This window comes from Streptomyces sp. NPDC043908, assembly GCF_056435525.1.
The window spans coordinates 63,310-88,764 of the sequence record NZ_JBWKEI010000005.1 but is presented as its reverse complement, the minus strand read 5'-3'; the positions used below and the strand labels follow the sequence as shown (position 1 = coordinate 88,764).

Here is a 25,455-nt window from a genome sequence, read left to right as displayed (position 1 = left end):
ACGGACCGCGCGATGTCGCCCGTCCGGCGCAGCGCCCCCGCTCCCGACGGCCCGTCAGATGATCCCGAAGAGGATCCCGGCGCCGAGGACCACCAGCGAGGTGAGCGCCGCCCACTTCACCGTGAACCGGGTGTGGTCGCCGAACTCGACCTTGGCCATGCCCACCAGGACGTACACGGCCGGCACCAGCGGGCTCGACATGTGCAGCGCCTGCCCGACGAGCGAGGCGCGGGCGATCTCCACGGAGGAGACGCCGTGCGCGGCCCCGGCCTCCGCGAGGACCGGCAGGACGCCGAAGTAGAAGCCGTCGTTGGACATGAAGTACGTGAGCGGCAGGCTCAGGACGCCGGTGACCAGCGCCATATGCGGGCCCATGGCGTCGGGGACGGCGCCGACCAGCCAGTCGGCCATGTGCTTGACCATGCCGGTGCCGTTGAGGACCCCGGTGAAGACGGCCGCCGCGAAGACCATGCCCGCCACGTTCACCACGTTGTCGGAGTGGGCGGCGATCCGCGCCTTCTGGTCGGGCATGTGCGGGAAGTTGACGGTGAGCGCGAGCGCCGCGCCCAGCAGGAACAGCACCGGGATCGGCAGCCACTCCATGATCATCGCGGTGAGCAGCACCACGGTGAGGGCCGCGTTGAACCAGTACAGCTTGGGGCGCAGGGTCGCGCGCTCGGAGTCGAGCCCCTGGAAGCCGGTGACCTCGGACGCCCGCGCGCCCCCGTCGGCCGCGACCGGGCGCGGCGGCTCGGAGCCGCCCGCCGCCACCAGGACGGTCTCGCTCTCCGGCTCCAGGGCCTCGTCGAGCGTGAGGAGGCCGAGCCGGGCGCGCTCGCGGCGGCCCAGCGCGTACGCCAGGACGAAGACCGCCACCAGGCCGACCGCGAGCGCCGGGATCATCGGGACGAAGATGTCGGACGCGTCGAGCTTGAGGGCGGTGGCGGCGCGGGCGGTCGGGCCGCCCCAGGGCAGGGTGTTCATCACGCCGTTGGCGGTGGCGGCGACTCCGGTCATCACCACCGGGCTCATCCCCAGCCGCTTGTAGAGCGGGTACATCGCGGAGACCGTGATCATGAAGGTGGTCGAGCCGTCGCCGTCGAGGGAGACGATCGCGGCGAGCACCGCCGTACCGACGACCACCCGCACCGGGTCGGCCTTGCAGAACCGCAGGATGCCCCGGACGACCGGGTCGAAGAGGCCGACGTCGATCATCACCCCGAAGTAGATGATCGCGAACATCAGCATCGCGGCGGTCGGCGCGAGCTTGCCCACGCCGTCGACCACGTAGTCGCCGAGGTGGGCGCCCTTGCCCACGAGGACGCAGAAGAGGGCGGGGATCAGAACCAGCGCCGCGATGGGCGACAGCTTCTTCAGCATGATCAGCACCAGGAAGGTCGCGATCATGGTGAAGCCGAGGACGGTCAGCATGGAGGACACCTAACGTTCACCCTTGAACTCCCACCAGGGGGCTGGCGGTGCGGATGACGTTAGGGCGGCCCTTCCGGCGTCAGCAAGACGTTGACGTGTGAGCAATACGAGCAAAACCCCAGGTCAACGAAGTGCGACCAGCTCGACGGGGAAGCCGTTGAGCACCGCCGTCCCCGACAGCGGGTCCAGCCGGGAGCCGTCGAGCAACTGGTTGACGTTGACCCCGGGCCGTCCGGCGGCGACCCCGAGCCGGGTGTCGGGGCGGTCGTGGCCCCAGCCGTGCGGGAGGCTGACGACCCCGCTGCGGACCGAGTCGGTGATCTCCACGGGCGCCTCCACCGCGCCGCCGTCCGCCGTGACGCGGACGAGATCGCCCTCGCGCACGCCGAGGCGCGCCGCGTCCTCGGGGTGGACGTGGAGGGTGCAGCGGTTGGAACCGCCGTTCAGGGACGGGATGTTGTGCAGCCAGCTGTTGTTGGAGCGCAGATGCCGCCGGCCGACCAGGACGAGCCCGTCGGGGCGGGCGTCGAGCGCGGCGCGCAGCCGGGGCAGGTCCTCGGCGATCGGGGCGGGCAGCAGCTCGATCCGCCCGCTGCGGGTCCGCAGCACCTGCGGCAACCGGGGCCGCAGCGGCCCGAGGTCGATGCCGTGCGGGTGGGCGAGCACCCGCTCCAGGCTGAGGCCCTCGGGGTCGGCGCCGAAGCCGTCGCCGTACGGGCCGAGCCGCAGCATCATGTCCAGGCGCCGCTCGGGGCCGCTCCCGCCGGTCAGCCGCGCGGCGAGCTCCTTCGCGTCGCGTCCGTGCACGGCGGAGTGCGGGTCGGCCACGGCCTTGCCGAGCGTGCGGTCGATCACCATCGCGTCCACCGCGTCCGGCGGGGCGCCGTGCATCCCGGTCGCCGCGAGGACGAGCCGGGCGTGGATCTCGCACTCGTCGAGCCTGCCCTCGGCGAGCGGCACGGCGGGGCGGGTGTAGCGGACCTGGTTGCGTACGGCGAGGGCGTTGAAGGCGAAGTCGAAGTGGGCGCTCTGCGAGGGCGGCGGCGGGGGCAGCACGACGTCGGCGTGGCGTGAGGTCTCGTTGAGGTACGGGTCGACGCTGACCATGAAGTCGAGCCCGGCCAGCGCGCGGTCGAGCCGGTCGCCGTCGGGGGCGGAGAGCACCGGGTTGGCCGCGCACACGATCAGCGCCCGGATCTGCCCCTCCCCCGGCGTCTCGATCTCCTCGGCGAGGGCCGCCGCGGGCAGCTCCGACTTGGCCTCGGGGTGGCCGCCGACCCGGCTGCGCCAGCGGCCGATCTCGAAGCCCCGGCCGGGTCCGGCCGGACGCGGGGCGCGGTCGGTGGCGGAGAGCGGGAAGAGCGCGCCGCCGGGCCGGTCCAGGTTGCCGGTGAGGATGTTGAGGACGTCGACGAGCCAGCTGGCCAGGGTGCCGTGCTCCACCGTGCAGCTGCCGATGCGGCCGTAGACGGCGGCGGTGGGCGCCGCGGCGAGTTCCCGGGCGAGGGCGCGGATCTCGTCCGGGTCGAGGTCGCAGGCCGCCCCGACCGCCTCGGGGGTGAACTCCCGTACGGCTTCATGGACGTCGGCCAGCCCCTCCACCGCGTCCGCGAGTTCGCCGGGCGAGGTCAGCTTCTCCTCGAACAGGACGTGGGCGAGCGCGGCGAGCAGCAGCGCGTCGGTGCCCGGCCGGGGGGCGAGGTGGCGGTCGGCCAGCTTCGCGGTCCGGGTGCGGCGCGGATCGACGACCGTGAGGGTGCCGCCGCGCGCCCGCAGGGCCTTGAGCCTGCCGGGGAAGTCCGGCGCGGTGCACAGACTCCCATTGGACTCCAGGGGGTTGGCGCCGAGCAGCAGCAGGTGGTCGGTGCGGTCGAGGTCCGGCACGGGTATGGCGAACGGGTCGCCGAAGAGGAGCCCGCTGGAGACGTGCTTGGGCATCTGGTCGAGGGTGCTGGCGGTGAAGAGGCTGCGGGTGTGCAGGGCGCCGAGCAGCACGGGCGGGTAGAGGGCGCCGGCCATGGTGTGGACGTTGGGGTTGCCGAGCACCACCCCGACGGCGTCGGCGCCGTACGTCTCGACGACCGGCCGGATCCGCTCCGCGACCAGGTCGAACGCCTCGTCCCAGCCCGCCTCCACCAGGCGCCCCTCGCGGCGGATCAGGGGCGCGGTGAGCCGGTCGGGGTCGGCGTCGACCTCGCCGAAGGAGGCGCCCTTGGGGCAGATGAACCCCTGGCTGAACACGTCGTCCCGGTCGCCGCGGGCCCCGGTGACCCGGGTCCCCTCGACGGTCAGCGTGAGCCCGCAAGTGGCTTCGCAGAGGGGGCAGATGCGCAGTGCGGACATGGGGGTCCTCCCCGGGGGCGGCGGCGGGTGACGCACGGGCGATCCGAGCATACCGACCGGTACGCATGGTGGCGAGGGCCGCGGCGCGGGAGCGGGGGCCGTCTTGGCGCCCCGGCCGCCCGTCCGGGGGGGCGGGAGTGGCGGCGTCGGTACGTGGCGCGGCGCACCGGGCGTCAAGGCGTCGGTACGTGCGGCGACGCGCCGGGCGCCAAGGCGCGGGCGGGGGTCCCGGGGCAGGCGCTCAGCCCAGGGTCCGGGCCAGATACGCGTGCAGCAGCTCCCGGGTCTCAGCGACGATGCCCGGGTCCCCCGCCGGGTCGGTGCGGAAGGCCAGCCGCAGCAGGGCGTCGGCCGCCTCGACCGCCACCAGGATGGTCAGGCGCAACTCCGCGTCGGGGGCGCGGCCGAACTGGGCCGGGAGCAGCTCGGCGAGCCGCTCGGCCAGCAGGTGGTTGGCGTCGGCGGCGGGGTCGGCGACCGGCTGCGGCCCGCCGAAGTCCACCAGGTTGAAGCCGGGCACGGTCTTCTTCAGGACCAGGTACTCGTCCAGCACCGCGTCGATCGCCCCGCGCCAGTCCTCGGGCTCGATGGTGGCGAGCCGGGCGCCGACGATCTCGGCGAACCGGTCGAGGTTGCGGGCGGCGAGCGCCTCCGCGAGCGCCCGCTTGTTGCTGAAGAAGCGGTACACCGAGCCGATGGGCACCCCCGCCCGCTGGGCCACCGCCCGGGTGGAGAGGTCCTCGTAACCGGTCTCGTCCAGGAGCTCGGCGCAGGCGTCCAGGATCCGGCTGAGGCGCTCGGCACTGCGTTGCTGCACGGGTGCGCGGCGGAGATTCGCATGGGGCACGGCCCCATCATGCCGCGCCCGGCCGGTTCTGCCGTTGACGCGGTCCGATCCGAATCCTACGGTGTCCCATAGGATTGCAGGATTCCTCAGCGGCGGGAGCGGCGGATGACCACCAGCAGCGAGCAGGCCAGGAAGACGGCACAGGCGCTGTCGTACTCCCCGGGGTTCGGTAACGAGCACAGCTCGGAGGCGGTTCCCGGCGCGCTGCCGCATGGCCGGAACTCGCCGCAGCGCGCGCCCCTCGGGCTCTACGCGGAGCAGTTGAGCGGTTCGGCGTTCACCGAGCCGAGGGCGCACAACCGCCGCTCCTGGCTGTACCGGATCACCCCGTCCGCCGCCCACCCCGCGTTCGTCCGCACCGACAACGGCCGGCTGCGCGGCGCGCCCTTCACCGAGACCGTGCCCGACCCCAACCGGCTGCGCTGGGACCCGCTGCCGGAGCCGGCCGCCGGCACGGACTGGCTGGCGGGCCTGTGGACGCTGGGCGGCAACGGCGACGCCACCCAGCGCACCGGCATGGCCGTGCACCTCTACCACGCCAACGCCTCCATGGACCGGGTCTTCAGCGACGCGGACGGCGAGCTGCTGATCGTTCCCGAGCGCGGCGGACTGCTGCTGCGCACCGAGTTCGGCCTGCTCGCGGCCGGCCCCGGCGAGATCGCGCTGATCCCGCGCGGGGTGCGCTTCCGGGTCGAGCTCCTCGACGAGACGGCCCGCGGTTACGTGTGCGAGAACTACGGGCAGCCCTTCCAGCTCCCCGACCTCGGCCCGATCGGCGCCAACGGCCTCGCCAACGCCCGGGACTTCCTCGCGCCGGTCGCGGCGTACGAGGAGGTGGAGGGTCCGGTGGAGGTGGTCAACAAGTTCTGCGGCAACCTGTGGAGCGCGCGGTACGACCACTCGCCGCTGGACGTCGTCGCCTGGCACGGCAACCACGTGCCGTACGTGTACGACCTGCGCCGCTTCAACGTCATCGGGACCATCTCCTACGACCACCCGGACCCGTCGATCTTCACGGTCCTCACCTCCCCCTCCGACACCCCGGGCCTCGCGGGCGTCGACTTCGTGGTCTTCGCGCCGCGCTGGCTGGTCGGCGAGGACACGTTCCGGCCGCCGTACTTCCACCGCAACGTGATGAGCGAGTACATGGGCCTGATCGAGGGCGCGTACGACGCGAAGGCCGCCGGAAAGGGAGGCTTCGTCCCCGGCGGCGGCTCGCTCCACAACATGATGTCGGCGCACGGGCCGGACCGGGAGACCTTCGACAAGGCGAGCGCCGCCGAGCTGAAGCCGCAGAAGATCGACGACGGCCTGGCGTTCATGTTCGAGACGCGCTGGCCGGTGACGGCGACGGAGCAGGCCGCGTCGGCGGAGCACCTCCAGCGGGGGTACGACGAGGTGTGGCGGGGGCTGGAGCGCCACTTCCGCGCGTGACGCGCGCGGCCGTCCCGGCGCGGCCGGGGTGTGCGGCGCGTCCGGTATGCGCGGCGCGTCCGGTGTGTCCGGCGCGCCGCCGCCGGATCCTGAGCCGCACCTTCCGCCGCGCCCCGGAGACTGATACGGAATGCCCGTGACCTCCTCGACCCCCGCACCGCACCCGGCGTCCTCCTTCGCTCCGGACTCGCTGGTCCTGAACCGCAAGCTCCCGCTGTGGTACCAGGTCTCGCAGTCCCTGCGCGCGTCGATACTGGGCCGCACCCCCGAAGCCTCGCTGCGGCTGCCCACCGAGGAGCGGCTGGCCGCGCACTACGGCGTGAGCGTGCTGACCATGCGGCAGGCGCTGAAGGAGCTGGAGGAGGAGGGGCTGATCACCCGGCACCGGCGGCGCGGCACGTTCATCGAGCCCGCCGCGCGGCGCGGGGCACCGGTGCGGCTGCTCGGCTCGATCGACGCGATCGTGGCGCAGCAGTCGGGCGAGCCGACGACCGTGCTGGGGCACGGGACGGAGCCGGTGCCGGGGGAGCTCGCGGAGTACTTCCCCGACTGCGACTCGGTCGTCACCTACCGCCGGCTGCGCCGCGACGGCGACAGCGGCGAGCCCACGAACTGGGCGGAGAACGCCGTCCGTCCGGAGCTGGCGGCCGGGATCGACGTCCGCGAGCTCGAACGGTGGCCGATGACGAAGGTGCTGCGGGACTCGGTCGGGGTCAGGATCAGCCGGATCACCGACACGGTGGAGGCGAGGTTGGCGGATCCTCTGACGGCGGAGCTGCTGGAGGTGCCGCTGCTGTCCCCGATCCTGCACTACACGGGGGTGTCGTACGACGCGGCGGGGCGGGTGGTGGATGTGGCCCGGATCCGGTACCGGGGGGACCGCTTCTCGTTCTCGGTGACGGTGGAGGCGTCGCGGTAGGACGCGCAGTTCCCCGCGCCCCTATGTGGCCCGGGGTTCGTCTGCGGGCGAGTGGGGCTTGCTCGCGCAGTTCCCCGCGCCCCTTCAAGGCCAGGGCTTTGTCTGCGGGTTGTGGGTGGCTGAGCGCGCAGTTCCCCGCGCCCCTGGCGGCCTGTGGCTGAGGTGAGCATTCCGGCTGCGGGCATCCCCCTCAGGGGCGCGGGGAACTGCGCGAGCAACCCAGCACGGTCCGCAGACGAAAGAGGGGTTCGGGGGCGCAGCCCCGCAGCGGGGCGCAGGGGCCGCAGGCCCGCCGAGGGCCGGGGCCTGCTGGCCTCGCCGGGGGCCGGGAGCGCAGGCCCCGCCGGGGGGGGACGCCAGGGGGCCCGGGGTGCAGGCCTTGGGGAAGTCGGCTTCCGGGGTGCTCGCCCCCGGAGGGTTTGGGGAAGGGGCGGGGAGGGGCCAAAACCCCCCGCCGCCCCCCTAGCATGGGCCCCCGTGAGTGACGATCCGCAGCCGCTCGACGACCTGATGCCCTGGTCCGTGGCCCCCCTGCGCCCAGGCCGCCCCTGGCCCACCGCCCCGGACCCCCGCACGCTCAGAACCCGCTGGACCACCCTCGTCCACGCAGACCCCTCCACCCGCGAACACCTCTTCCGCCCCACCCGTACCCGCACCCTCCACACCCGCGTCCCCGCCCTCCCCTCCCCGGGCCACCCCGGCACCGCCCCCCTCGCCCAGGAATCCGGCCCCTGCCCGGCCCCCGTCCGCTTCACCCACGGCCCCTTCGACCAGCAGTGGCTGATACCCGATCACCGCCTCCTGGACGCCGCCCGCCCGGAGCTGTGGCGCGTCGCCGACGAGCGGCAGCTGTTCGCCGTGGAGCAGGGGTGCCCGCCGAAGTCCACCGGCCCGGCCCTCACCGTCTCCGCCCTGCTCCCCGACGGTCACCCCCTGGCCGGCCGCCCGGGCCGCATCCGGCCCCTGTACCGCCGCCCGGGCGCCGCCGAGCCCAACATCACCCCGGGCCTGCTCGCCCTGCTCGGCAAGGAGTACGGGCAGGAGGTCGCCCCCGAGGACCTGTTCGCCTGGGTCGTGGCCGCCGCCGGGCCCTCCCCCGCCGGGTGCGTCGTGCCGCTCACCGCCGACCCCGCCCGCTGGGCGCGCGGGGTGGAGCTGGGACACCGGATCACCGAGCTGACCGTGCGCGGGGCGCGCGGCGGTGACAAGCCCCGGCTGCCCGGCGGCCGGCGGCCGTACGTGCGGGCCGCGATCCCGCCCCGCCCGGACGCCCTGCGCTACGACGTCGAGGACGAGAGCCTGTACCTCGGCGAGGGCCGCGTGTCCCCCGTGCCGCGGGGCGCCTGGGAGTTCGAGGTGAGCGGGGTGCGCGTCCTGGAGGCGTGGTTCGAGCAGCGCGCGCGGAGCGGCGAGCCGGGCACCCTGGAGGCCGTACGGCCCGCGTCCTGGCCGCAGGAGTGGACCTCCGACCTCCTTGAGCTCATCACCGTCCTGGCCCTGCTCGACGAAGTGCGCCCGGACCTGCGGGAGCTGGCCGAGGGTCCCCGCCTCGCCCGCGAGAGGCTCGTCGAGGCGCGCGTCCTGCCCGTACCGCCGTCGGCCCGCCGCCCCGCCTCCGTACTGGACCATCCGGAGGAGGGCCCGGACGGGCAGCTGACGCTCCTCTGAGGAGAGCCGCCGACGTGCCGCCCGTGACAAAAGTGCCCCGTACACGATAAGCACGGCTCCCATGAGCACTCCGCAGTCCCAGCCCCTCCCGCTCGACGGCATCACCGTCGTCGCCGTGGAGCAGGCCGTCGCCGCCCCCTTCGCCACCCGCCAGCTCGCCGACCTCGGCGCCCGGGTCATCAAGGTCGAGCGGCCCGACGGCGGTGACTTCGCCCGGCACTACGACACCGCCGCCCGCGGCCTCGCCTCGCACTTCGTCTGGTGCAACCGGGGCAAGGAGTCGATCGCGCTCGATCTGAAGGACCCGCGCGGGCTGGACGTCCTGCGGCGGCTGATCGCCGGGGCCGACGTGTTCGTGCAGAACCTGGCGCACGGGGCGGCCGCCAGGATGGGCCTGGACGCGGCCACGCTGTGCGCGGCGCACCCGCGCCTGGTCGCGGTCGACATATCGGGGTACGGCGCCGACGGCCCGTACGCGCACAAGCGGGCGTACGACATGCTCGTCCAGTGCGAGGCCGGGCTCGTCTCGGTGACGGGGACGCCGGAGCAGCCCGTGAAGGCGGGCATCCCGGCCGCCGACATCGCGGCCGCCATGTACGCGTACTCGGGCGTCCTCGCGGCGCTGCTGCGCCGGGGGACGACCGGCCGGGGCGGCCCTGTGGAGATCTCGATGCTGGACGCGCTGGCGGAGTGGCTGGGCCATCCGCTGCACCATGTGATGCACGGAGGGACGGAACCGGCGCGCACCGGGGTCGCGCACGCCGTCATCGCCCCGTACAACGCCTACGCGACGGCCGACGGCCAGGTGCTGCTCTCCGTACAGAACGACCGGGAATGGCGCAGACTGGCCGTCCAGGTCCTGGAGCGACCGGAGTTGGCCGAGGATCCGGTGTACGCGACCAATACCGCGCGGACCGCGCACCGGGCGCGGACCGACCAGGTGGTCGGGGAAGCGCTGGCCGCGATGACCGCCTCCGATGCGGTGGCGCGGCTGGAGGCGGCGGGCATCGCCTGCGCCCGGCTCAACACGGTCGCCCAGGTCGCCGCGCATCCGCAGCTCGCGGCGCGGAAGCGCTGGCGGGAGGTGGACTCGCCGGTGGGGCCGCTGCGCGCGCTGCTGCCGCCGGTCGGTCTGCCGGGCGGCCCCGAGCCGAGGATGGGCGCGGTGCCGGCGCTGGGCGAGCACACCGAAGCGCTGCTGCGAGCCCTGGGGATGACAGAGGAGCTGACAGCAGCGCTGCGCCGGGACGGCGTGATCGCCTGAACATGGATCAGAAAGTCATAGGTTCTCGGGAATCCGGTTTCCCGGGGTGCCGGATTCTCGGGAAGTCACTGATCGTGGGCTGTCGTGGACTTCAGCCGCGGCTGCCGAAGAGCGAGCGGCGAAGGCGCCGCAGCGGGGCGAAGAGCGAAACGCGGGCGCTCTTGCTCCTCCGGCTGTGCGCGACGTCACGCGAGGTCAGCTCACGCATCAGCAAGGTCGCCTCGGCCGACTCCCGCAGTGGGACGGCGGGACCGCCCAGCACCGAGAGATGGCGGTCGAGCCGCGAGCTGGTCGCACTGCTCCCGCAGGTGATGGCAGGTACTCGCGCCCTGCTGCGCACTGTTATCTGTTCCATGTCACTCCCCACCCATACGAGGGCACCCGGCCCCGGGCAGGGTAACCCTATCGCCCCCGCGTCACACTCGTGTATCCCGGTGGTGGGATTCACCTCTCCCGGGCAGGGGTTGACAGAAGACCCTGATTACTCTCTGAATATGCCTGATTCCAGGGCGAGTTGGACTACGCGTCCGAGGGGGCCGCTACCGGCGTGACCTGAGCTAACGTGGAAAGGATTCGCGGTAGTCGGTCGTGTTGTGGTCGTCCCGTCGCCAAGGAGGCCCGCCGGTGAGCGAAGTGCCGGGCAGCGAACAGCGCGTGATCCAAGGACGCTACCGTCTGCTCTCCCCGCTCGGCCGCGGCGGCATGGGCGAGGTGTGGCGGGCGCGCGACGAGGTGCTGGGACGCGAGGTCGCGGTCAAGGAGGTACGGGCGCCGGCCGGGCTCGACTCCCCCGACGAACAGCGGATGTACGCGCGCCTCGAACGCGAGGCGTGGGCGGCGGCCCGGATATCGCACCGCAACGTGGTGACGGTCTACGACGTGGCGACCCACGAGGGCCGCCCCTGGATCGTGATGGAGCTCGTCCGCGGGCTCTCGCTCTCCGAGGTGCTGGAGGCGGACGGCCCGCTCACTCCGCAGCGCGCCGGGCACGTCGGCGCCGAGGTCGTCGCGGCGCTGCGCGCGGCGCACGGGGCCGGGGTGCTGCACCGCGACGTCAAGCCCGCCAACGTGCTGCTCGCCAACGACGGCCGGGTGGTCCTCACCGACTTCGGCATCGCCATGGTGGCGGGCACGTCCACGCTCACGATGACCGGTGAGGTGATCGGCTCACCCGAATTCCTCTCCCCCGAACAGGCGCTGGGCCGCACTCCCGGACCCGCCTCGGACCTGTGGTCGCTGGGGGTACTGCTGTACGCGGCGGTCGAGGGCAGCTCGCCCTTCCGCCAGTCCACCCCGCTCTCCACGCTGCGGGCCGTGGTGGACGAGGAGCTGCCGCCGCCGCGCCGGGCGGGGGCGCTCGCCCCGGTGATCGCGGGGCTGCTGCGCAAGGACCCGGCCGAGCGGCTGTCGCCGGAGGAGGCCGAGCAGCAGTTGCGGGTGGTGGGCGCGGGAGGCGAGGTGCGCGACATCCCGCCGCCGTACCCCGGACCGTACGAAGCACCGACCGTCGCCTCGGGGATGCCGGGCGCGGACCCGACGCCGCCGACCCGGGTGGCGCCGGGGGCGTACGTCCCGGCGGCCGAGGAGGACCGGCCCCGTCGCGGCGGGGCGGGGGTCCTGCTGGTGGCCGGCGTGCTCGTCCTGCTGCTCGCGCTCGGCGCCCTGGTGTGGGCGCTGGTGCACAGCGGGGGCGACGCGGAGGCCGGGAACAGCACGGCCACGACGTCCGCGCCGGGCCCGGCGTCGCACTCCGCGCCGCACAGCGCCGCCGCCACGAGCCACAGCGCCACCACGGCCGCCCCGAGCAGCACGGGTCCCGGCCCGAGCCCGAGCCCGAGCGGTTCGGCGACGCCCGCGCAGTCCGTGAGGGTCTCCTTGCGGGCCGTGCGCGGAAGTTACGAGGGGCGGTGCCCGCCGCCGGACGAGGCCGCCCCGGCCGTGGTCGCCACCGTCACCGTGGGCCGCACCCCGGTGGAGGTCCAGTACCGCTGGGTGACGGCGGACGGGGAGTCGTCCGACCCGGGCTGGAAGACGCTGGGCTTCGCGTCCGGCGAGGCGAGGACCAGGCAGCTGCGGCACGTCGAGTCGGGGGACGGGACGGCCGGGACCACGCGCAACGCGGTGCGGTTCGAGGTGCGCTCGCCGGTCGCGGCGGCGTCCAATTCCGTGGCGTACGCGGTGACGTGCGAGGAGGAGACCCCGACGGGCGGACCCTCCTCCTCGTCGTCTGCTTCCGCTTCCTCTGCTTCTTCTGCTTCTTCTTCTGCTGCTTCTTCCACGCGTCCGGCGGACGACGGCTCACTCCGCCCGCCGGACGCGGTGACGACGGACGGGGATCAGACCGCGTTGGCGAAGGTGGGCAGGTAGCCACCGGACTGGCCGGCGGCGGTGGGGTGGTAGGACTCGCCGATGTTGGTCCAGACGAGGCTGTTCAGCCAGGCGCTGCCGGAGCAGATCTCGTGGTTGGTGAAGGCGGGGACGACCGAGGCGAAGCTGTAGCCGTGGTCGGCCGCGCGCTTGGCGGTGACCGTGTTCAGCTCGTCCGCGGCGCTGTTGATGGCCGCGCGCGAGGTGTCGCTGAGCCCGAGGAAGCAGCTGCCGCCGATCTTGTAGAAGTGCGGGTAGCCGATGACGACGACGTGGGCGTTGGGGGCCTTGGCCCTGATCGCGTCGTAGACGGAGTCGAGTTTCGCGGGCAGGACGGTGTCGGCGTAGGTGCGCGCCTGGTTGATGCGGTTGAGGCAGGTGGACTGCGAGTTCAGGACGCAGGTGGTCATGACGTCGGAGAAGCCCGCGTCATTGCCGCCGATGGTGATCGAGACGAGGTCGGTGGCGGAGGTGAGCGGGCCGAGCTGACCCGCCTTCACATCGTCGGTGGTCGCGCCGGAACAGGCGGTGAAGGCGAACGAGGCGGGGGCGTGGGACGCCGCCCACAGGGACGGGTAGGCCTTGGGCGAGCGCTTGCAGGAACCACTGGAGCTGTCGTACGTACCGGTTCCCACTCCCGAGGAGTAGGAGTCGCCGAGCGCCACGTAGTCGGTGCCCGCGGCCTGGGCGTGGGTCGCGGCACTGGCCACGCCCGCCCCGGTGAGGGCGAAGACGGCGGTCAGGAAGATCGACGACACATGGGCCGTCATACGGGAGAGCTTCATGTGGGGGCCTCCTAGTGCGGGATATCCGCCACAGATGTGGTACCAGCGAGTAGGGATCACCGGAAGTGGACATGCCAAGAACTTTCAGAAATCCGCTCCTCCGGGGGAAACCCTGACCATGCGTTCCCGTCAATTGACCTCGTCCGCACGGAACTTGCCTGCACACCCCTTGCCCCGGGGGCCTTTCCGGGAGTGACAAAAGACCGTGCGCCGCAAGGCGGGTTGCCGGATCATGGAAGCCATGTCCGCGAACCCTGAAGCAACGCTGCCGATCCGGCTGAACGTGGACGACAGCGACTCCCCCTCCGATGTCGTCGACGCGCTGTTCCTCGGCCGGTTCGCCACGGGCGAGCAGCCCTTCTCGCACAGCTCCTCCATCGACCGCGTCAAGAAGGGCGCCGGGCTGCTGCCGCCGGGAGCGACCGTGCTGCGCGCGGCGCGCGACGACGACCGCAGTGCCACGCTCGCCGAGGGCGAGGGCTGGACGCTGCTCGTCTCCCGCTGGAACCGGGGCGCGGACGTCACGGTGACGGCGACCAGCGAGGAGCTCGCCGAGAGAGTGCTCAGGCAGGCCACCGAGGGCGCGGAGGACGAGCCGGAGCCGGTCCCGGAGAACGTGACCATGGGCTTCTGGTACGTCTCACCGCGCCGCGGCCCGCACCGCACCACCCGTCAGATCGCGGCCGGGACCTGGGAGGAGGTCCGCCCCAACTACACGGCACCGGTGGCCGAGGCGATGGACCGCCTGATGAAGGTGACCCCCGACGACATCGCGGGCCGGCTGCTGCTGCTCCACGGCCCGCCGGGCACCGGCAAGACGTCGGCGCTGCGCACCCTCGCCCGCTCCTGGCGCGACTGGTGCCAGGTGGACTGCGTCCTGGACCCCGAGCGCCTCTTCAACGACGTCGGCTACCTCATGGACATCGCGATCGGCGAGGACGACGGCTCGGCGAAGGGCCGCTGGCGGCTGCTGCTGCTGGAGGACTGCGACGAACTGATCCGGGGCGAGGCCAAGCACACGGCGGGGCAGGCCCTCTCGCGTCTGCTGAACCTGACGGACGGTCTGCTGGGCCAGGGCCGCAACGTCCTGGTCGGCGTCACCACCAACGAGGACCTGGAGCGCCTGCACCCCGCGGTCGTCCGCCCCGGCCGGTGCCTGGCCCGGATCGAGGTGGGACCGATGACCCGGCGCGAGGCGGTCACCTGGCTGGGCACGGAGGAGGGCGTCGGCCGCGAGGGCGCGACGCTGGCGGAGCTGTTCGCCCTGCGCCGCGGCACGGCCCCGCCGAGCGTCCCGGACCCCAGGGAGGGCGCCGACGCGGGGCTGTACTTGTAGGAGGGGGCGGTACTCGCGGGGGCGGGCCGGGCGTGGGGCGGCTGGGCCGTGGGGCGGGCTGGGCTTGCAGAGGCCCGGGGGGACGCGCGCGCTTCAGCCTTGGGCTGCACTTGCGGAGGCCCGGGGGGACGCGCGCGCTTCAGCCTTGGGCTGCACTTGCGGAGGCCCGGGGAGACGCGCGCGCCTAGCCTCGGGCTGCACTTGCAGGAGGCCCCCGGGGGGGAAGAGAGACGCGCGTCTCAACCCCCCTGCGCGGCCCGCGGCTTGCGGAGTCCGGCTCCCGACGCCCCGCCCGCGGCCCGTGACCGGGCGCGGGTCAGTCCCCGTACACCGCCCGCACCGCGTCCGCCACCGCCGCCCGCGCCGCCTCGCGGCCGAGGCCCAGGCGCCGGGCCTCCTGCGCGTACGCCAGGGCCGCCGCCGCGGCCCGGCGCTCGGCCGCGTCGCCCGCCGCCGCGACGAACGTGCCGTTGCGGCCGCGCGTCTCGATCACCCCGTCCGCCTCCAGCGCGCGGTAGGCCTTGGCCACGGTGTTGGCGGCGAGCCCGAGCTCCTCGGCGAGGCCGCGCACGGTGGGCAGCTTGTACCCCGCGGGCAGCACCCCCGCCCGCGCCCGCTCGGCGATCTGGGCCCGCAACTGCTCGTACGGAGCGTCGGCGGCTTCCTGGTCAATGGCGATCTTCAGGGTCACAGGCCGATTCTGCCCCTCCCCCGCGCGGGACGAAAATGGGAGGCGTCCGCCGTGCCCCGTTGCGTACCGTCCGACGCGTCGACCGACCCCTCTGCGCCTTGGAGACACGTCTTGTCCGCGAACTCGGCTGCACCCGGCTCCCTCCTCACCGTCACCCTGGTCAAGGGCGGCCGTACGAAGATCGGCTACCCGGCGACGGTGGTGTCCGACGACGGTGTGCGGCTCACCGTCCGCGCCCCCTGGGCCGCCGACGGCGTCCGCGACTTCGGGTTCGTGCGCTTCGAGCCGGGCGACGTCTTCACCGAGCACTACTGGCGGGACCGCTGGTACGCGGTGAAGGAGGTCCGGGCCGCCGACGCCTCGCTCAAGGGCTGGTACTGCGACATCACCCGGCCCGCCGTGGTGCGCGACGGGACGGTGGTCGTCGAGGACCTGGACCTCGACCTGTGGGTCTCCGCCGACGGGGCGACCGTGCTCCGCCTGGACGAGGACGAGTTCGCCGAGAGCGGGCTGGCCGAGCGCGACCGGCAGGCGGCGGACCGCGCCGTACAGGCCCTGGACGAGCTCGAACTCCTCGCCGGGCGCGGCAGGTTCACCGCACTGATCGACTGATCGACCGATCGGCCGATCGGCCGGCGGTCAGGGCCGGGGAGGAAGCTCCTTGCGGTAGTGGAAGCGGTCGTACGGCCCGTCCACCCGCCGCTCCACCAGCTCGTACCCGAAGCGGGGGTACATCCGGCGGTTCTCCCACATCTTGGCGTTGGTGTAGAGCCGCACCTCGGGCAGCCCGAGCCCGCGGGCGTGGGCCTCGACGTATCCGAGGAGCCGCCGGCCGAGGCCGGATCCCGCGGCGTCCGGGTGCACGGCCATGGAGTCGAGGAAGAGGTGGTCCGCCTTGGGGACGAGCACGAGGACGCCGACGACCGGATCCCCCGTGACGAAGACCCGCCCGGCGGCGACGTTCGCCGCGTGGTCGTCCTCCATCGGGGCGGGCACCACACCGATGCGCTGGACGTAGTGGCCGTACGCGGCGTCGGTGACCTCCTTCACGCGCGCGACGTCGGCGCGGGTGGCGGGGCGGATGGCGTCGTAGGGGGCGGGGTGTCCGGCGCCGCCCGCGCCGTCGGTCGTCTTGATCACGCGTCCACGGTACGTCCCCGGGCGGGCGTCCTCCCTGGCCGGAAGCGGCTCTTCTTAACCGGCTCTCAGTCGTCCCTTAACGCCGCCATAAAGATCGCCATCTCCCGCTCGCGGCGGCCTTGTTCGCGGGATCCGGCGGCTAGCGTGCTGCGCACCCACCCCCCGCGCCGCACCGAAGGAGAACATCACCATGACCGTTCGCCGCCCTGCCACCGCCGCCGCCCTGGCCCTGGCGCCGCTCGCGCTGACCGGGCTCGCGGCCGGGCCGGCCGCCGCCCACGGCTCCATGACGGACCCGGTCAGCCGGGTCTCCGCCTGTTACGCCGAGGGGCCCGAGAGCCCCCGCTCGGCCGCCTGCAAGGCGGCGGTCGCCGCCAGTGGCACCCAGGCGTTCTACGACTGGAACGCCGTCAACATCGCCGCCGCCGCGGGCCGGTCGAAACAGATCATCCCGGACGGCAGGCTGTGCAGCGCGGGCAACGACAAGTACAAGGGGCTCGACCTGGCGCGCGCCGACTGGCCGGCCTCCAGGCTGGCCGCCGGACGCCACACCTTCCGCTACAAGGGCACCGCCCCGCACAAGGGCACCTTCGAGCTGTACCTCACCAAGGACGGGTACGACCCCGCCAAGCCGCTGAAGTGGTCGGACCTGGAGGCCGCGCCGTTCGCCAAGGTGGCGAACCCGCCGATGCGCGACGGGGACTACGTCTTCGACGCCACCCTGCCCGCCCGGTCCGGGCGCCACCTCCTCTATTCGATCTGGCAGCGCTCCGACAGCCCCGAGGCCTTCTACACCTGCTCCGACGTGGTGTTCGGCAAGGACCGCGGCGGCTCCGCCCCGGCCCCGGCGGCCTCGGCGCCGACCCGGCGTCAGGTCGAGGCCGGCGCCGCCACATCGACGGTGGAGCACCACGGCCACGGCGACGACGACGCGAGGACCGGGGCGGGCGCCCCGGCGCGGCCGGCGGCCGGTAAGGACGGGCAGGGCGAACCGGTCGGCGCCGCAGGGCAGTCCGGCAACCAGCCGCACACCGACAGTGTGGCCGCGGCCCCGGCCGCCGGCGCCGTGCCCCGCACCGAGAACCTCGCCGAGACGGGCGGCAGCGGGTCCACCCCGTACCTCGCGCTCGGGGGTGCGGGGACGCTGGCCGCCGGGGCCGTGTTCCTCCTGCTGGCCGCCCGCCGTCGGCGCGGGCTCAGCCGATGACGGACGCGCAGGTGGTGGGGGTGGCGTGCGCGGGGTCGAGGGCGTTCACGACCTCGTGGTAGGTGACGCGGTCGGTGAGGCCCATCGCCACGTGCTCGGAGAGGTCGAGGACGCACTTGTCCTGGATGAGGACGTTGTCGACGTCCGGGCCGTCCAGGAACTGCGAGCGGTACGGGGTGACGACCTCGTCGTATCGGCTGGCGATGACGGTGTAGCGCACTCCGGGAACGGTGTCACCGCCCGCGTTGAGCCTGGTCAGGAACGGCGACCCGGCCACCTGGTCGGCGAGGCCGGGGGTGCTGAGTCTGAGCAGGTCCTCGGCGCCGGGGAAGTAGGGCAGCAGCGCCGTGAGCCCGAGCAGGGTGGTGCCGTGGTTGTCGGGGGCTATGCCGACCAGGGTGTTCACCTTGGAGGCGCCGCCCAGGAACTTCAGGTACCAGCGCGGCATCATCCCGCCCTGGGAGTGGCCCACGAGGTCGGCCTTGGGGGTGCCGGTCGCCGCGAGCACCCGGTCCACGAAGGCGGCGAGCTGTCCGGCCGACTTGTCGATGGGGCCGAGGCCGTTGAAGAGCGGTACGCCCGGGAGCTGGCCGTAGTCGAGGGAGAAGACGCAGTACCCCCGGTTGACCAGGTACGGGGCGAGGGCCAGCCAGTTGTCGACGGAGTTCCCGAAGGTGCCGTGGACCAGGACGACGGGGCGCGGGTGGGCGGCGGAGGGATTGCAGGAGTAGTCGTTCCAGCCGCTGGTGGGGGCGGCGCTCTGGGCGTGCGCGGCGGTCGTCGGGACCAGGGCGGCCGCGGCGGCGAGCAGCAGGGCCGCCAGCGGCCGGGCGAACGCGTGCTTGCGGGGGCGGCGGAGCATGGGGGGCAGCATCGAGTGAACTCCTTGCGGCTCAAAGGGAGTTGCGGGGACATGCACCCTGTGATCCGGACCACAAGAACGGTTCGCCCGCCAAATTACGCACCGGTAGCCCGAGAAGTGAAGTTACGCGTCAGTAAAAACTGCCGCGGCCTCCGTGCTGCGCTGGTAAGGCCGGACCGGCGGTCAGGCGGCGTCGGCGAGGGGGCCGCCGGAGCCGGCGCCCGGAGCGGGCCGCGCCAGCGCCCCCGGCATGATCGCGGCCGGGCCGAAGCGGGCCCGGGCCCGGTCGGCGACGGCCTCGATCCGGCGGGCCCGCTCGTCCACGGGGTCGAACGTCAGCTGCCGGGAGGCCTGCCGGGCGGGGGCGAGCCCCTCGGCCCGCAGGGAGAGGCTCCGGACGCGGGCCCGCTGGAGGCCGAGCGACTCGTGGATCGCGTAGGCCGAGGCGATGAGCGCCGGGGAGTGGGCCGTGGGCTCGCGCAGGGTGCGGCCGCGGGTGGTGGTGGACCGGTCGGCGTACCGGACGGTGAGCGTCAGGGAGCGGCACACCTGTTCCGTGCCGCGCAGCCGGACACCCAGCTCCTCCGCGAGGGAGAGCAGGGCACGGCGCTGCTGGTCGCGGTCCACCTCGTCGCGGGGGAAGGAGCGTTCGGCGCCGAGGGAGCGGGCCGCCGCGTTCGGGACGACGGGGGTGCGGTCGATGCCCAGGGCCCGTTCGTGGAGCTCGCGGCCGGCCCGCGCGCCGACGATCCGCTGGAGGGTGGCGAGCGGGGCGGCGGCGACCCTGCCGATCGAGTCGAGTCCGTACGAGCAGAGGGTACGGGCGGTCGCGGAGCCGACCCCGTCCAGCGCGGCGACGGGCTTGTCCCGCAGGAACCGGGGCACCTCGTCCGGGGGCAGCACCAGGGTCGCGCCCGGCCGGGCGCCCCGGGCGGCCATCCGGGCCAGCATGGGGTTGGGCCCGGCCCCGATGGTGCAGTCCACCCCGCGGTGGGCGAGCGCCCTGACCCGGATGACGGAGGCGAGCTGGGCCGCGTTCCACCCGAAGTACCGCTCGGCGCCCCGCACGTCGACGAGCGCGGCGTCCGGGGGGAGCGCCTGGACGACCGGGGTGAGACCGCCGAGCATCGCGAGCAGTCCGGGGAGGGCGGCCTCGCACCCGCCGCCCGCGCCCGCGCCCGCGTCCCCGGGCGGCACCTGGAACCGTACGCAGAGGATCATCCCGCGCTCCCCCGGCTCTGGTGCCACAGCTTGCGGCCGGTGGCGGCGACTCCCTCACCGGCGGGCCGGAGGTCGGCCCAGGGGTTCAGCCGGTAGCCGGTGGGCAGCTCGATGCGGCGCCCGCCGTCGCTCTCCCCGCCGGGCGCCCCCTCGCCGTCCCCGCCGGCGCCCTCGCCGGCGTCCCCGCGGTCAGGGGCAGAAGCCGACAGCCGGGCGGCGACCGCGTCCAGGCCGCCCTCGCGGCGCAGTTCGGCCAGTTCGGCCAGGTTCCAGGCCGCGGCGCCCACCACGCTGAGGCTGCGCGGACCGCGCCGCTGCACCACTCCGCGTACCAGCAGGAGCCAGGAGTGGAAGACGGTGTGGGCGCAGGCGGCGTGGCTGTCGTCGAAGAACGCGAGGTCGACCAGGCCCGTCCCGTCGTCCAGCGTGGTGAAGACGACCCGCCGGCCGGACCGGATGGGCGGGGTCTGGGTGGCCGCCTTGGCGCCCGCGACCAGGACGGTCTCCCCGTGCGCGGCGTCCCGCAGCCGCTTGGCCGAGACCACGCCCAGCTCCTTCAGGAACGTCTCGTGGTCCACCATCAGATGGCGGGAGGCGTCCATGCCGAGGACGCCCAGCTCGGCGCTGAGCCGCTCCGCCTCGTCGAGGTCGGGCAGTCCCGCGCGGGCCGTCCGCCGCCCGTCGCCGAGCGGGAGCTGGCCGCCGCCGGACCCGGCCGCCCGCTGGGCGCGGTGGAGTTCGGCGAGGTGCAGCAGCAGGTCGCGCCGGTTGCCGCCGAACGCGTCGAGCGCGCCGACCTGGGCGAGCCGTTCGGCGACGGGGCGGCTGGGCCTGGCCCGCCGCCAGAAGTCGAGCAGGGAGGAGTAGGGCTGCTCCTGTTCGATCCGGGCGGTCTCGGCCTCGCTGATCCCCTGGACGTCCGCGAGGGCGAGACGGAGCCCCCAGGTCCGCGAACCGGACACCAGTTCGACTCGATGGACGGCCGCCGACCGGTTCACGTCCACCGGCAGGATCGGCACCCCGCGCCGCCGCGCGTCCGCGAGCAGCAGCCGCTTGGGGTACATCCCGGGGTCGTGGGTGAGCAGCCCGGCGTAGAAGGCGGCCGGATGGTGGGCCTTCAGCCAGGCCGACTGGTAGGTCGGCACGGCGAAGGCGACGGCGTGCGCCTTGCAGAAGCCGTACGAGCCGAAGGACTTGATGATCTCCCAGGTGCGGTCGACGACCTCGGGCGTGTACGCGCGCTCGGCCGCGCACGCGGTGAACCAGAGGCGGATCTCCTCCTGCGACTCGGGGTGGGAGAGGGCGCGCCGGGCCTGGTCGGCCATGGCCCGGTCGCAGCCGGTCATGACGGCCAGCATGTTGATGATCTGCTCGTGGAAGACAACCACGCCGTAGGTCTCCCCCAGGACGTCCGCCAGGTCCTCGTGCGGGTGGCGCACCGGGGCCCGGCCGTGGCGCGCCTCGATGAACGGCCGGACCATGTCGGCGGCGACCGGTCCCGGCCGGAAGAGCGAGATGTCCACGACCAGGTCGTGGAAGGTCGAGGGCTGGAGCCGTCCGATCAGATCGCGCTGGCCCGGCGACTCGATCTGGAAGCAGCCGAGCGTCTCGGTGGAGCGGATGAGCCGGTAGGTCGGCAGGTCGCCCTCCGGGACCTGGCGCGGGTCGTCGAGGTCCGGTTTCCGGCCGGTGGTGCGGCCGATCTCGGCGACCGCGTGCGCCATCGCCGACTGCATCCGCACCCCCAGGACGTCCAGCTTGAGCAGCCCGAGGTCCTCCACGTCCTCCTTGTCGAACTGGGACATGGGGAACCCCTCCCCGCTGCTCGCCACCACCGGGGTGCGGCGCAGCAGGGTGATGTTGGAGAGCAGCACTCCGCACGGGTGCATGGCGATTCCGCGCGGCAGCCCGTCCAGCGCCTCCACCAGATCCCACAGCCTGCCGTGCCGCCCCTGCTCCGCCGCGATCCCGCGCAGCTCCGGCAGTTCGGCCATGGCGGTGCGGGCGTCGCGGGCCCGGATGTGCGGGAAGGCCTTGGCGATCCGGTCGATCTCGGCCGGGTCCATCGACAGCGCGGCGCCCACGTCGCGTACGGCGTGGCGGACCCGGTAGGTCTCGGGCATGGAAACGGTGGCGACCCGTTCGGTGCCGAAGCGGTCCATGATCGCGCGGTAGACGTCGAGGCGGCGGGCGGACTCCACGTCGATGTCGATGTCGGGCAGCACATAGCGCCGGTGGGACAGGAAGCGCTCCATCAGCAGGCCGTGCTCGACGGGGTCGGCGTGGGCGATGCCGAGGAGGTGGTTGACGAGCGACCCGGCGCTGGAGCCGCGCGCGGCCACCCGGATGCCCATCTCCCGCACGTCGTCGACGACTTGGGCGACGGTGAGGAAGTACGCGGCGAAGCCGTGGAAGGCGATGACGTCCAGCTCCCGGTGCATCCGCTCCCAGTACGCGCGGTCGCGGTCGTAGCCGCGCAGCACCATGCCGGCGGCGGCGCGGGAGGCGAGGACCCGCTGCGGGGTGCGGCCGGCGGCGCCGACGAGATGGGGCTCGGGGAAGTAGCTGTAGGTCTTGATGCCCAGCTCCCGGGCGGGGTCGACCCGGCACGCGGCAGCGGTCTCCTCGGTCGTGGCGAGCAGCCGGTGCGCGGCGTCCCGGCGCAGCCCAGCGGCCTCGGCGACCCGCTCGGCGGCGCGGGCCATGGCGGCCGGGTCCTTGAGCCAGCGCTCGCCGCTGTCCAGCCCCCGGCGCGGGTCGACGGGGACGAGCCGGCGGGCCGCGTCCAGGACGTCGGCGACCGGCCCTAGCCCGGGGTCCGCGTACCGCACGGCGTTGGTCAGCACGGCCGGCACGCCCTGGTCGGCGGCGAGGCCCAGGGTGCGGGCGGCGAGCCGCAGCGAGCCGGGGCCGGTGCCCGGGCGCCCGTGGTGCACGACTTCGAGCCGCAGGGCGTCGCCGTACAGCTCGCGCCAGGGCGCGAGGAGGCGTGCGGCGAGGTCCGGGCGCCCGGCCGCGAGCGCCCTGCCCACCTCGGAGGCGGGCCCGAGCAGCACGGTGAGCCCTTCGGCGGGCAGCGCGGACCAGGTCAGGACGGGCGGCCCCGCGGCCGTGTGGGCGGCGGTGATCAGCCGGCAGAGCTCCGCCCAGCCGGTGGCGCCGTCCCGGGCGAGGAAGGTGGCGCGCGGCGCCGACTCGTCGACGAAGGCGCCGCCGCGGACCGGGGTGCGCGGACGCCGGGCGGGGGCGCTCCCCTTCGCCTGTTCGAGGGGGTGTTCCGGGACGGCGAGGTCGGTGCCGAAGAGCGGGCGCACTCCCTTGGCCGCGCACGCCTTGGCGAAGCGCACCGCCCCGGCGAGGGTGTCCCGGTCGGTGAGGGCGAGCGCGTCCATGCCCTGGTCGGCGGCGCGCTCGACGAGCCGTTCCGGGTGGGAGGCCCCGTACCGCAGGGAGAAACCCGAAACCGTGCGCAGATGCGTGAAGCCGGGCATCCGCACCTCCTGGACCGATCGTTCTCACTTCCCCCTCCTTTCACCATAGACCAATTTCGAACGTGCGTACGACACAGATGTTCGATACGGGTCGGGGTGCTCCGTACGGTGGGGTCGGCGGGTCGGCGGGTCGGCGGGCTGGGCGGGCTGGGCGGTCAGCCATTCGGCTCAACCCCGACTGCGCCGCCCCGCCGGGGCCCGGAGCGTGAGGGCATGACGTTCGTCGACGAGGTGAAGAGCGCCGTCACCGTGCGGGCCGCGCTGCTGGTCATCGGAGTGCTCGGGCTGATGGTCGCGTTCATCGCGTCCTACGCCGGGGCCTTCCACAACCCCAGACCGAAGGACGTCCGGTTCGGGGTGGTCGCGCCCGCCGAGGTCAGCGGGACGACCGTGGGGCGGCTGAACGCCCTCCCCGGTGGCGCGCTGGACGCCCGCGCGGTCGAGGACGCGGCCGCCGCCACCCGGAAGCTGCGCGACCGCGACCTCGACGGCGCGCTGATCGTGGACCCGAGGTCCACCACCGACACCCTGCTCGTCGCGGGCGGCGGCGGGGCCTCCCTCTCCCAGGCCGTCGAGCTGGTCGTCACCGCGGTGGAGAAGGCCGAGCACCGGACCGTGAAGGTGGTCGACGTCGCCCCGGCCGACCGGCAGGACGCCCGGGGCCTGTCCTCGTTCTACCTGGTCGTCGGCTGGTGCGTGGGCGGCTATCTGTGCGCCGCGATCCTGGCGATCAGCCACGGCGCCCGGCCCGCCAACCTCCAGCGGGCGGTGATCCGCCTCGCCGCCCTCGCGGTGTACTCGATCGCCGCCGGGCTGCTCGGCGCGCTGATCATCGGGCCGGTGCTCGGCGCGCTGCCGGGCAGCTATCCGGGCCTGGCGGGGCTGGGCGCGCTGGTCGTGTTCGCGGTCGGCGCCACCACCCTGGCCTTCCAGGGCCTGGCCGGGATCATCGGCATCGGCCTCGCCATCCTGGTCGTGGTGGTCCTGGGCAACCCGAGCGCGGGCGGCGCCTACCCGTATCCGCTGCTGCCACCGTTCTGGAAGGCGATCGGCCCCGCGCTGCCCCCGGGCGCCGGCACCTGGGCGGCGCGCTCCATCGCGTACTTCCGGGGCAACGCGGTCACCGGCCCGCTCCTGGTCCTCTCCGCCTGGGCGGTGGGCGGGGCCGTGGTCACCCTGGTCATGGCGGGGGTGCGCAGGAGGGACGAGGACGCGGGGGACGACCCGCTGGAAGTGGGCACGGGGCCGACGTCCGGGCCCCGTACCGGGCCTGCGGCCGGACCTCGCACCGGGCCTGCGGCCGGGCCCCGCGCCGGGGGATCGACGGCCGAACCCGGGCGCGGCCACGGCCCGGCGGCCGAACCCCCGCACGGCCCGGCGACCCCGTGAGCGCGGCCACGGCCGCGTGAGCGCGACCGGCGCTCACAGCGCGATCGGCGGCGGGTCCGCCGGGAGACCCTCCCGGCCGGACTCGGAGGGGGCGCGGACCGGCACGTCCGGGCCGGGCGCCTCCGGCCCGGGCCCACCCGCGACGGGCGCACCCGCCCCAGGGCCCCCCGCCGCCGGGTCCGACGTCTGCGGCGTCGCCCGTTCCAGGAAGCGCAGCAGCTCCACCGGGAACGGCAGGACCAGCGTCGAGTTCTTCTCGGCCGCCACCGCCACCACCGTCTGGAGCAGCCGGAGTTGGAGGGCGGCGGGCTCCTTCGCCATCACCCCGGCCGCCTCGGCCAGCTTCTTCGACGCCTGGAGCTCCGCGTCCGCGTTGATCACCCGGGCCCGGCGTTCCCGGTCCGCCTCGGCCTGACGGGCCATCGAGCGCTTCATCGTCTCCGGCAGCGAGACGTCCTTGATCTCCACCCGGTCGATCTGCACGCCCCACCCCATCGCCGGGCTGTCGATCATCAGCTCAAGGCCCTGGTTGAGCTTCTCGCGGTTGGAGAGCAGATCGTCGAGGTCGCTCTTGCCGATGATCGAACGCAGCGAGGTCTGGGCCATCTGGGAGACCGCGAAACGGTAGTCCTCGACCTGGATGACGGCGTCCGCCGGGTCGACCACCTTGAAGTAGATCACCGCGTCCACCCGGACCGTGACGTTGTCCCGGGTGATCCCGTCCTGCGCCGGGACCGGCATCGTCACAATCTGCATGTTCACCTTGTGGAGACGGTCGGCGAACGGAAGGATCAGGGTGAATCCCGGGCCCCGCACCGACCCCCTGAGTTTGCCCAGCCGGAAGACCACACCGCGTTCGTACTGCTTGACGACCCGGGCCGCCGCCATCACGTACACGATGCCGGCGGATCCGACGGCCACCGCCGTCGCCACCAATGCCTCGACCATCACGGCCCCCAAGGGTCCGAATCGGACGTGTACTTCGACGGTAACTCCGCTTCCGTCCCGGGGGGAGTCCCGGTCACACTCCACTGAATGGGTAAAACGCGGGCGGGAGGGG

General features: G+C 73.9%; 20 protein-coding genes. 9 read left to right on the top strand and 11 right to left on the bottom strand.

Annotation, left to right across the window (positions count from 1 at the left end; genetic code table 11):
* Nucleotides 1-54 precede the first annotated feature (54 nt).
* From AC069K_RS13210 to AC069K_RS13200, 3 genes are all read right to left on the bottom strand, one after another.
* Nucleotides 55-1,431, bottom strand: a complete 1,377-nt coding sequence (locus AC069K_RS13210; RefSeq protein ID WP_478615912.1) for a CitMHS family transporter — start codon at nucleotides 1,429-1,431, stop codon at nucleotides 55-57.
* 123 nt (nucleotides 1,432-1,554) lie between these two features.
* A complete protein-coding gene (locus AC069K_RS13205; protein ID WP_478615363.1) occupies nucleotides 1,555-3,774 on the bottom strand; it encodes a molybdopterin oxidoreductase family protein in 2,220 nt (739 codons plus the stop codon).
* A gap of 241 nt (nucleotides 3,775-4,015) precedes the next feature.
* A complete protein-coding gene (locus AC069K_RS13200; RefSeq protein ID WP_365112272.1) occupies nucleotides 4,016-4,621 on the bottom strand; it encodes a TetR/AcrR family transcriptional regulator in 606 nt (201 codons plus the stop codon).
* A 105-nt stretch (nucleotides 4,622-4,726) separates the two neighbouring features.
* Between AC069K_RS13200 and hmgA the strand changes: the two genes are divergently transcribed.
* The 4 genes from hmgA (at nucleotide 4,727) to AC069K_RS13180 (ending at nucleotide 9,906) form a co-directional block, all read left to right on the top strand.
* Nucleotides 4,727-6,055: a homogentisate 1,2-dioxygenase gene (gene hmgA / locus AC069K_RS13195; protein ID WP_365112275.1), complete on the top strand. Its 1,329-nt coding sequence runs from the start codon at nucleotides 4,727-4,729 to the stop codon at nucleotides 6,053-6,055.
* Nucleotides 6,056-6,191: 136 nt separating this feature from the next.
* The gene (locus AC069K_RS13190; protein ID WP_358836754.1) at nucleotides 6,192-6,974 is read left to right on the top strand and encodes a GntR family transcriptional regulator; all 783 of its coding nucleotides are present in this window, start codon (nucleotides 6,192-6,194) and stop codon (nucleotides 6,972-6,974) included.
* A gap of 510 nt (nucleotides 6,975-7,484) precedes the next feature.
* The gene (locus AC069K_RS13185) at nucleotides 7,485-8,642 is read left to right on the top strand and encodes a type ISP restriction/modification enzyme (protein WP_478615909.1); all 1,158 of its coding nucleotides are present in this window, start codon (nucleotides 7,485-7,487) and stop codon (nucleotides 8,640-8,642) included.
* 61 nt (nucleotides 8,643-8,703) lie between these two features.
* Nucleotides 8,704-9,906 carry a CaiB/BaiF CoA transferase family protein gene (locus AC069K_RS13180; RefSeq protein WP_478615358.1) on the top strand — a complete coding sequence of 401 codons (1,203 nt, stop codon included), beginning with the start codon at nucleotides 8,704-8,706 and terminating at the stop codon, nucleotides 9,904-9,906.
* A gap of 91 nt (nucleotides 9,907-9,997) precedes the next feature.
* Here the strand turns inward: AC069K_RS13180 and AC069K_RS13175 are convergent, their stop codons facing one another.
* Nucleotides 9,998-10,261 (bottom strand): hypothetical protein, encoded by a 264-nt coding sequence (locus AC069K_RS13175; RefSeq protein ID WP_358837533.1) that lies wholly within the window; start codon nucleotides 10,259-10,261, stop codon nucleotides 9,998-10,000.
* 269 nt (nucleotides 10,262-10,530) lie between these two features.
* Here AC069K_RS13175 and AC069K_RS13170 point away from each other — a divergent pair, with 269 nt between their 5' ends.
* Nucleotides 10,531-12,273, top strand: a complete 1,743-nt coding sequence (locus AC069K_RS13170; protein ID WP_478615354.1) for a serine/threonine-protein kinase — start codon at nucleotides 10,531-10,533, stop codon at nucleotides 12,271-12,273.
* Here the strand turns inward: AC069K_RS13170 and AC069K_RS13165 are convergent.
* Nucleotides 12,243-13,058 (bottom strand): SGNH/GDSL hydrolase family protein, encoded by an 816-nt coding sequence (locus tag AC069K_RS13165; RefSeq protein WP_478615351.1) that lies wholly within the window; start codon nucleotides 13,056-13,058, stop codon nucleotides 12,243-12,245. The genes AC069K_RS13170 and AC069K_RS13165 overlap by 31 nt on opposite strands.
* A 232-nt stretch (nucleotides 13,059-13,290) precedes the next feature.
* On the opposite strand from AC069K_RS13165, the gene AC069K_RS13160 reads away from it, so the two are divergent.
* The gene (locus AC069K_RS13160) at nucleotides 13,291-14,394 is read left to right on the top strand and encodes a DUF5925 domain-containing protein (protein ID WP_478615348.1); all 1,104 of its coding nucleotides are present in this window, start codon (nucleotides 13,291-13,293) and stop codon (nucleotides 14,392-14,394) included.
* 316 nt (nucleotides 14,395-14,710) lie between these two features.
* On the opposite strand, the gene AC069K_RS13155 is transcribed toward AC069K_RS13160, so the two are convergent.
* Nucleotides 14,711-15,085 carry a GntR family transcriptional regulator gene (locus AC069K_RS13155; protein WP_365105942.1) on the bottom strand — a complete coding sequence of 125 codons (375 nt, stop codon included), beginning with the start codon at nucleotides 15,083-15,085 and terminating at the stop codon, nucleotides 14,711-14,713.
* Nucleotides 15,086-15,196: 111 nt separating this feature from the next.
* Here AC069K_RS13155 and AC069K_RS13150 point away from each other — a divergent pair, with 111 nt between their 5' ends.
* Complete coding sequence (locus AC069K_RS13150) at nucleotides 15,197-15,697, top strand: ribonuclease FAU-1 family protein (protein ID WP_478615343.1); 501 nt, start codon at nucleotides 15,197-15,199, stop codon at nucleotides 15,695-15,697.
* 27 nt (nucleotides 15,698-15,724) lie between these two features.
* Here AC069K_RS13150 and AC069K_RS13145 read toward each other — a convergent pair whose 3' ends face one another.
* On the bottom strand, nucleotides 15,725-16,225 hold the full coding sequence (locus AC069K_RS13145; protein WP_478615340.1) for a GNAT family N-acetyltransferase: 501 nt from the start codon (nucleotides 16,223-16,225) through the stop codon (nucleotides 15,725-15,727).
* 190 nt (nucleotides 16,226-16,415) lie between these two features.
* Here AC069K_RS13145 and AC069K_RS13140 point away from each other — a divergent pair, with 190 nt between their 5' ends.
* On the top strand, nucleotides 16,416-17,432 hold the full coding sequence (locus tag AC069K_RS13140; RefSeq protein ID WP_365105951.1) for a lytic polysaccharide monooxygenase auxiliary activity family 9 protein: 1,017 nt from the start codon (nucleotides 16,416-16,418) through the stop codon (nucleotides 17,430-17,432).
* On the opposite strand, the gene AC069K_RS13135 is transcribed toward AC069K_RS13140, so the two are convergent.
* From AC069K_RS13135 to AC069K_RS13125, 3 genes are all read right to left on the bottom strand, one after another.
* On the bottom strand, nucleotides 17,422-18,306 hold the full coding sequence (locus AC069K_RS13135) for an esterase/lipase family protein (RefSeq protein WP_478615336.1): 885 nt from the start codon (nucleotides 18,304-18,306) through the stop codon (nucleotides 17,422-17,424). The two genes, AC069K_RS13140 and AC069K_RS13135, sit on opposite strands and share 11 nt — an antisense overlap.
* A 171-nt stretch (nucleotides 18,307-18,477) precedes the next feature.
* Nucleotides 18,478-19,515, bottom strand: a complete 1,038-nt coding sequence (locus AC069K_RS13130) for a DNA polymerase Y family protein (RefSeq protein ID WP_478615334.1) — start codon at nucleotides 19,513-19,515, stop codon at nucleotides 18,478-18,480.
* Nucleotides 19,512-23,006: a DNA polymerase III subunit alpha gene (locus AC069K_RS13125; RefSeq protein ID WP_478615331.1), complete on the bottom strand. Its 3,495-nt coding sequence runs from the start codon at nucleotides 23,004-23,006 to the stop codon at nucleotides 19,512-19,514. Before AC069K_RS13125 ends, AC069K_RS13130 begins: the two co-directional genes overlap by 4 nt.
* 213 nt (nucleotides 23,007-23,219) lie before the next feature.
* On the opposite strand from AC069K_RS13125, the gene AC069K_RS13120 reads away from it, so the two are divergent.
* The gene (locus AC069K_RS13120; RefSeq protein ID WP_478615328.1) at nucleotides 23,220-24,395 is read left to right on the top strand and encodes a DUF3533 domain-containing protein; all 1,176 of its coding nucleotides are present in this window, start codon (nucleotides 23,220-23,222) and stop codon (nucleotides 24,393-24,395) included.
* Between the two features lie 33 nt (nucleotides 24,396-24,428).
* On the opposite strand, the gene AC069K_RS13115 is transcribed toward AC069K_RS13120, so the two are convergent.
* The gene (locus AC069K_RS13115) at nucleotides 24,429-25,343 is read right to left on the bottom strand and encodes a slipin family protein (protein ID WP_365106077.1); all 915 of its coding nucleotides are present in this window, start codon (nucleotides 25,341-25,343) and stop codon (nucleotides 24,429-24,431) included.
* Between the last annotated feature and the right edge of the window lie 112 nt (nucleotides 25,344-25,455).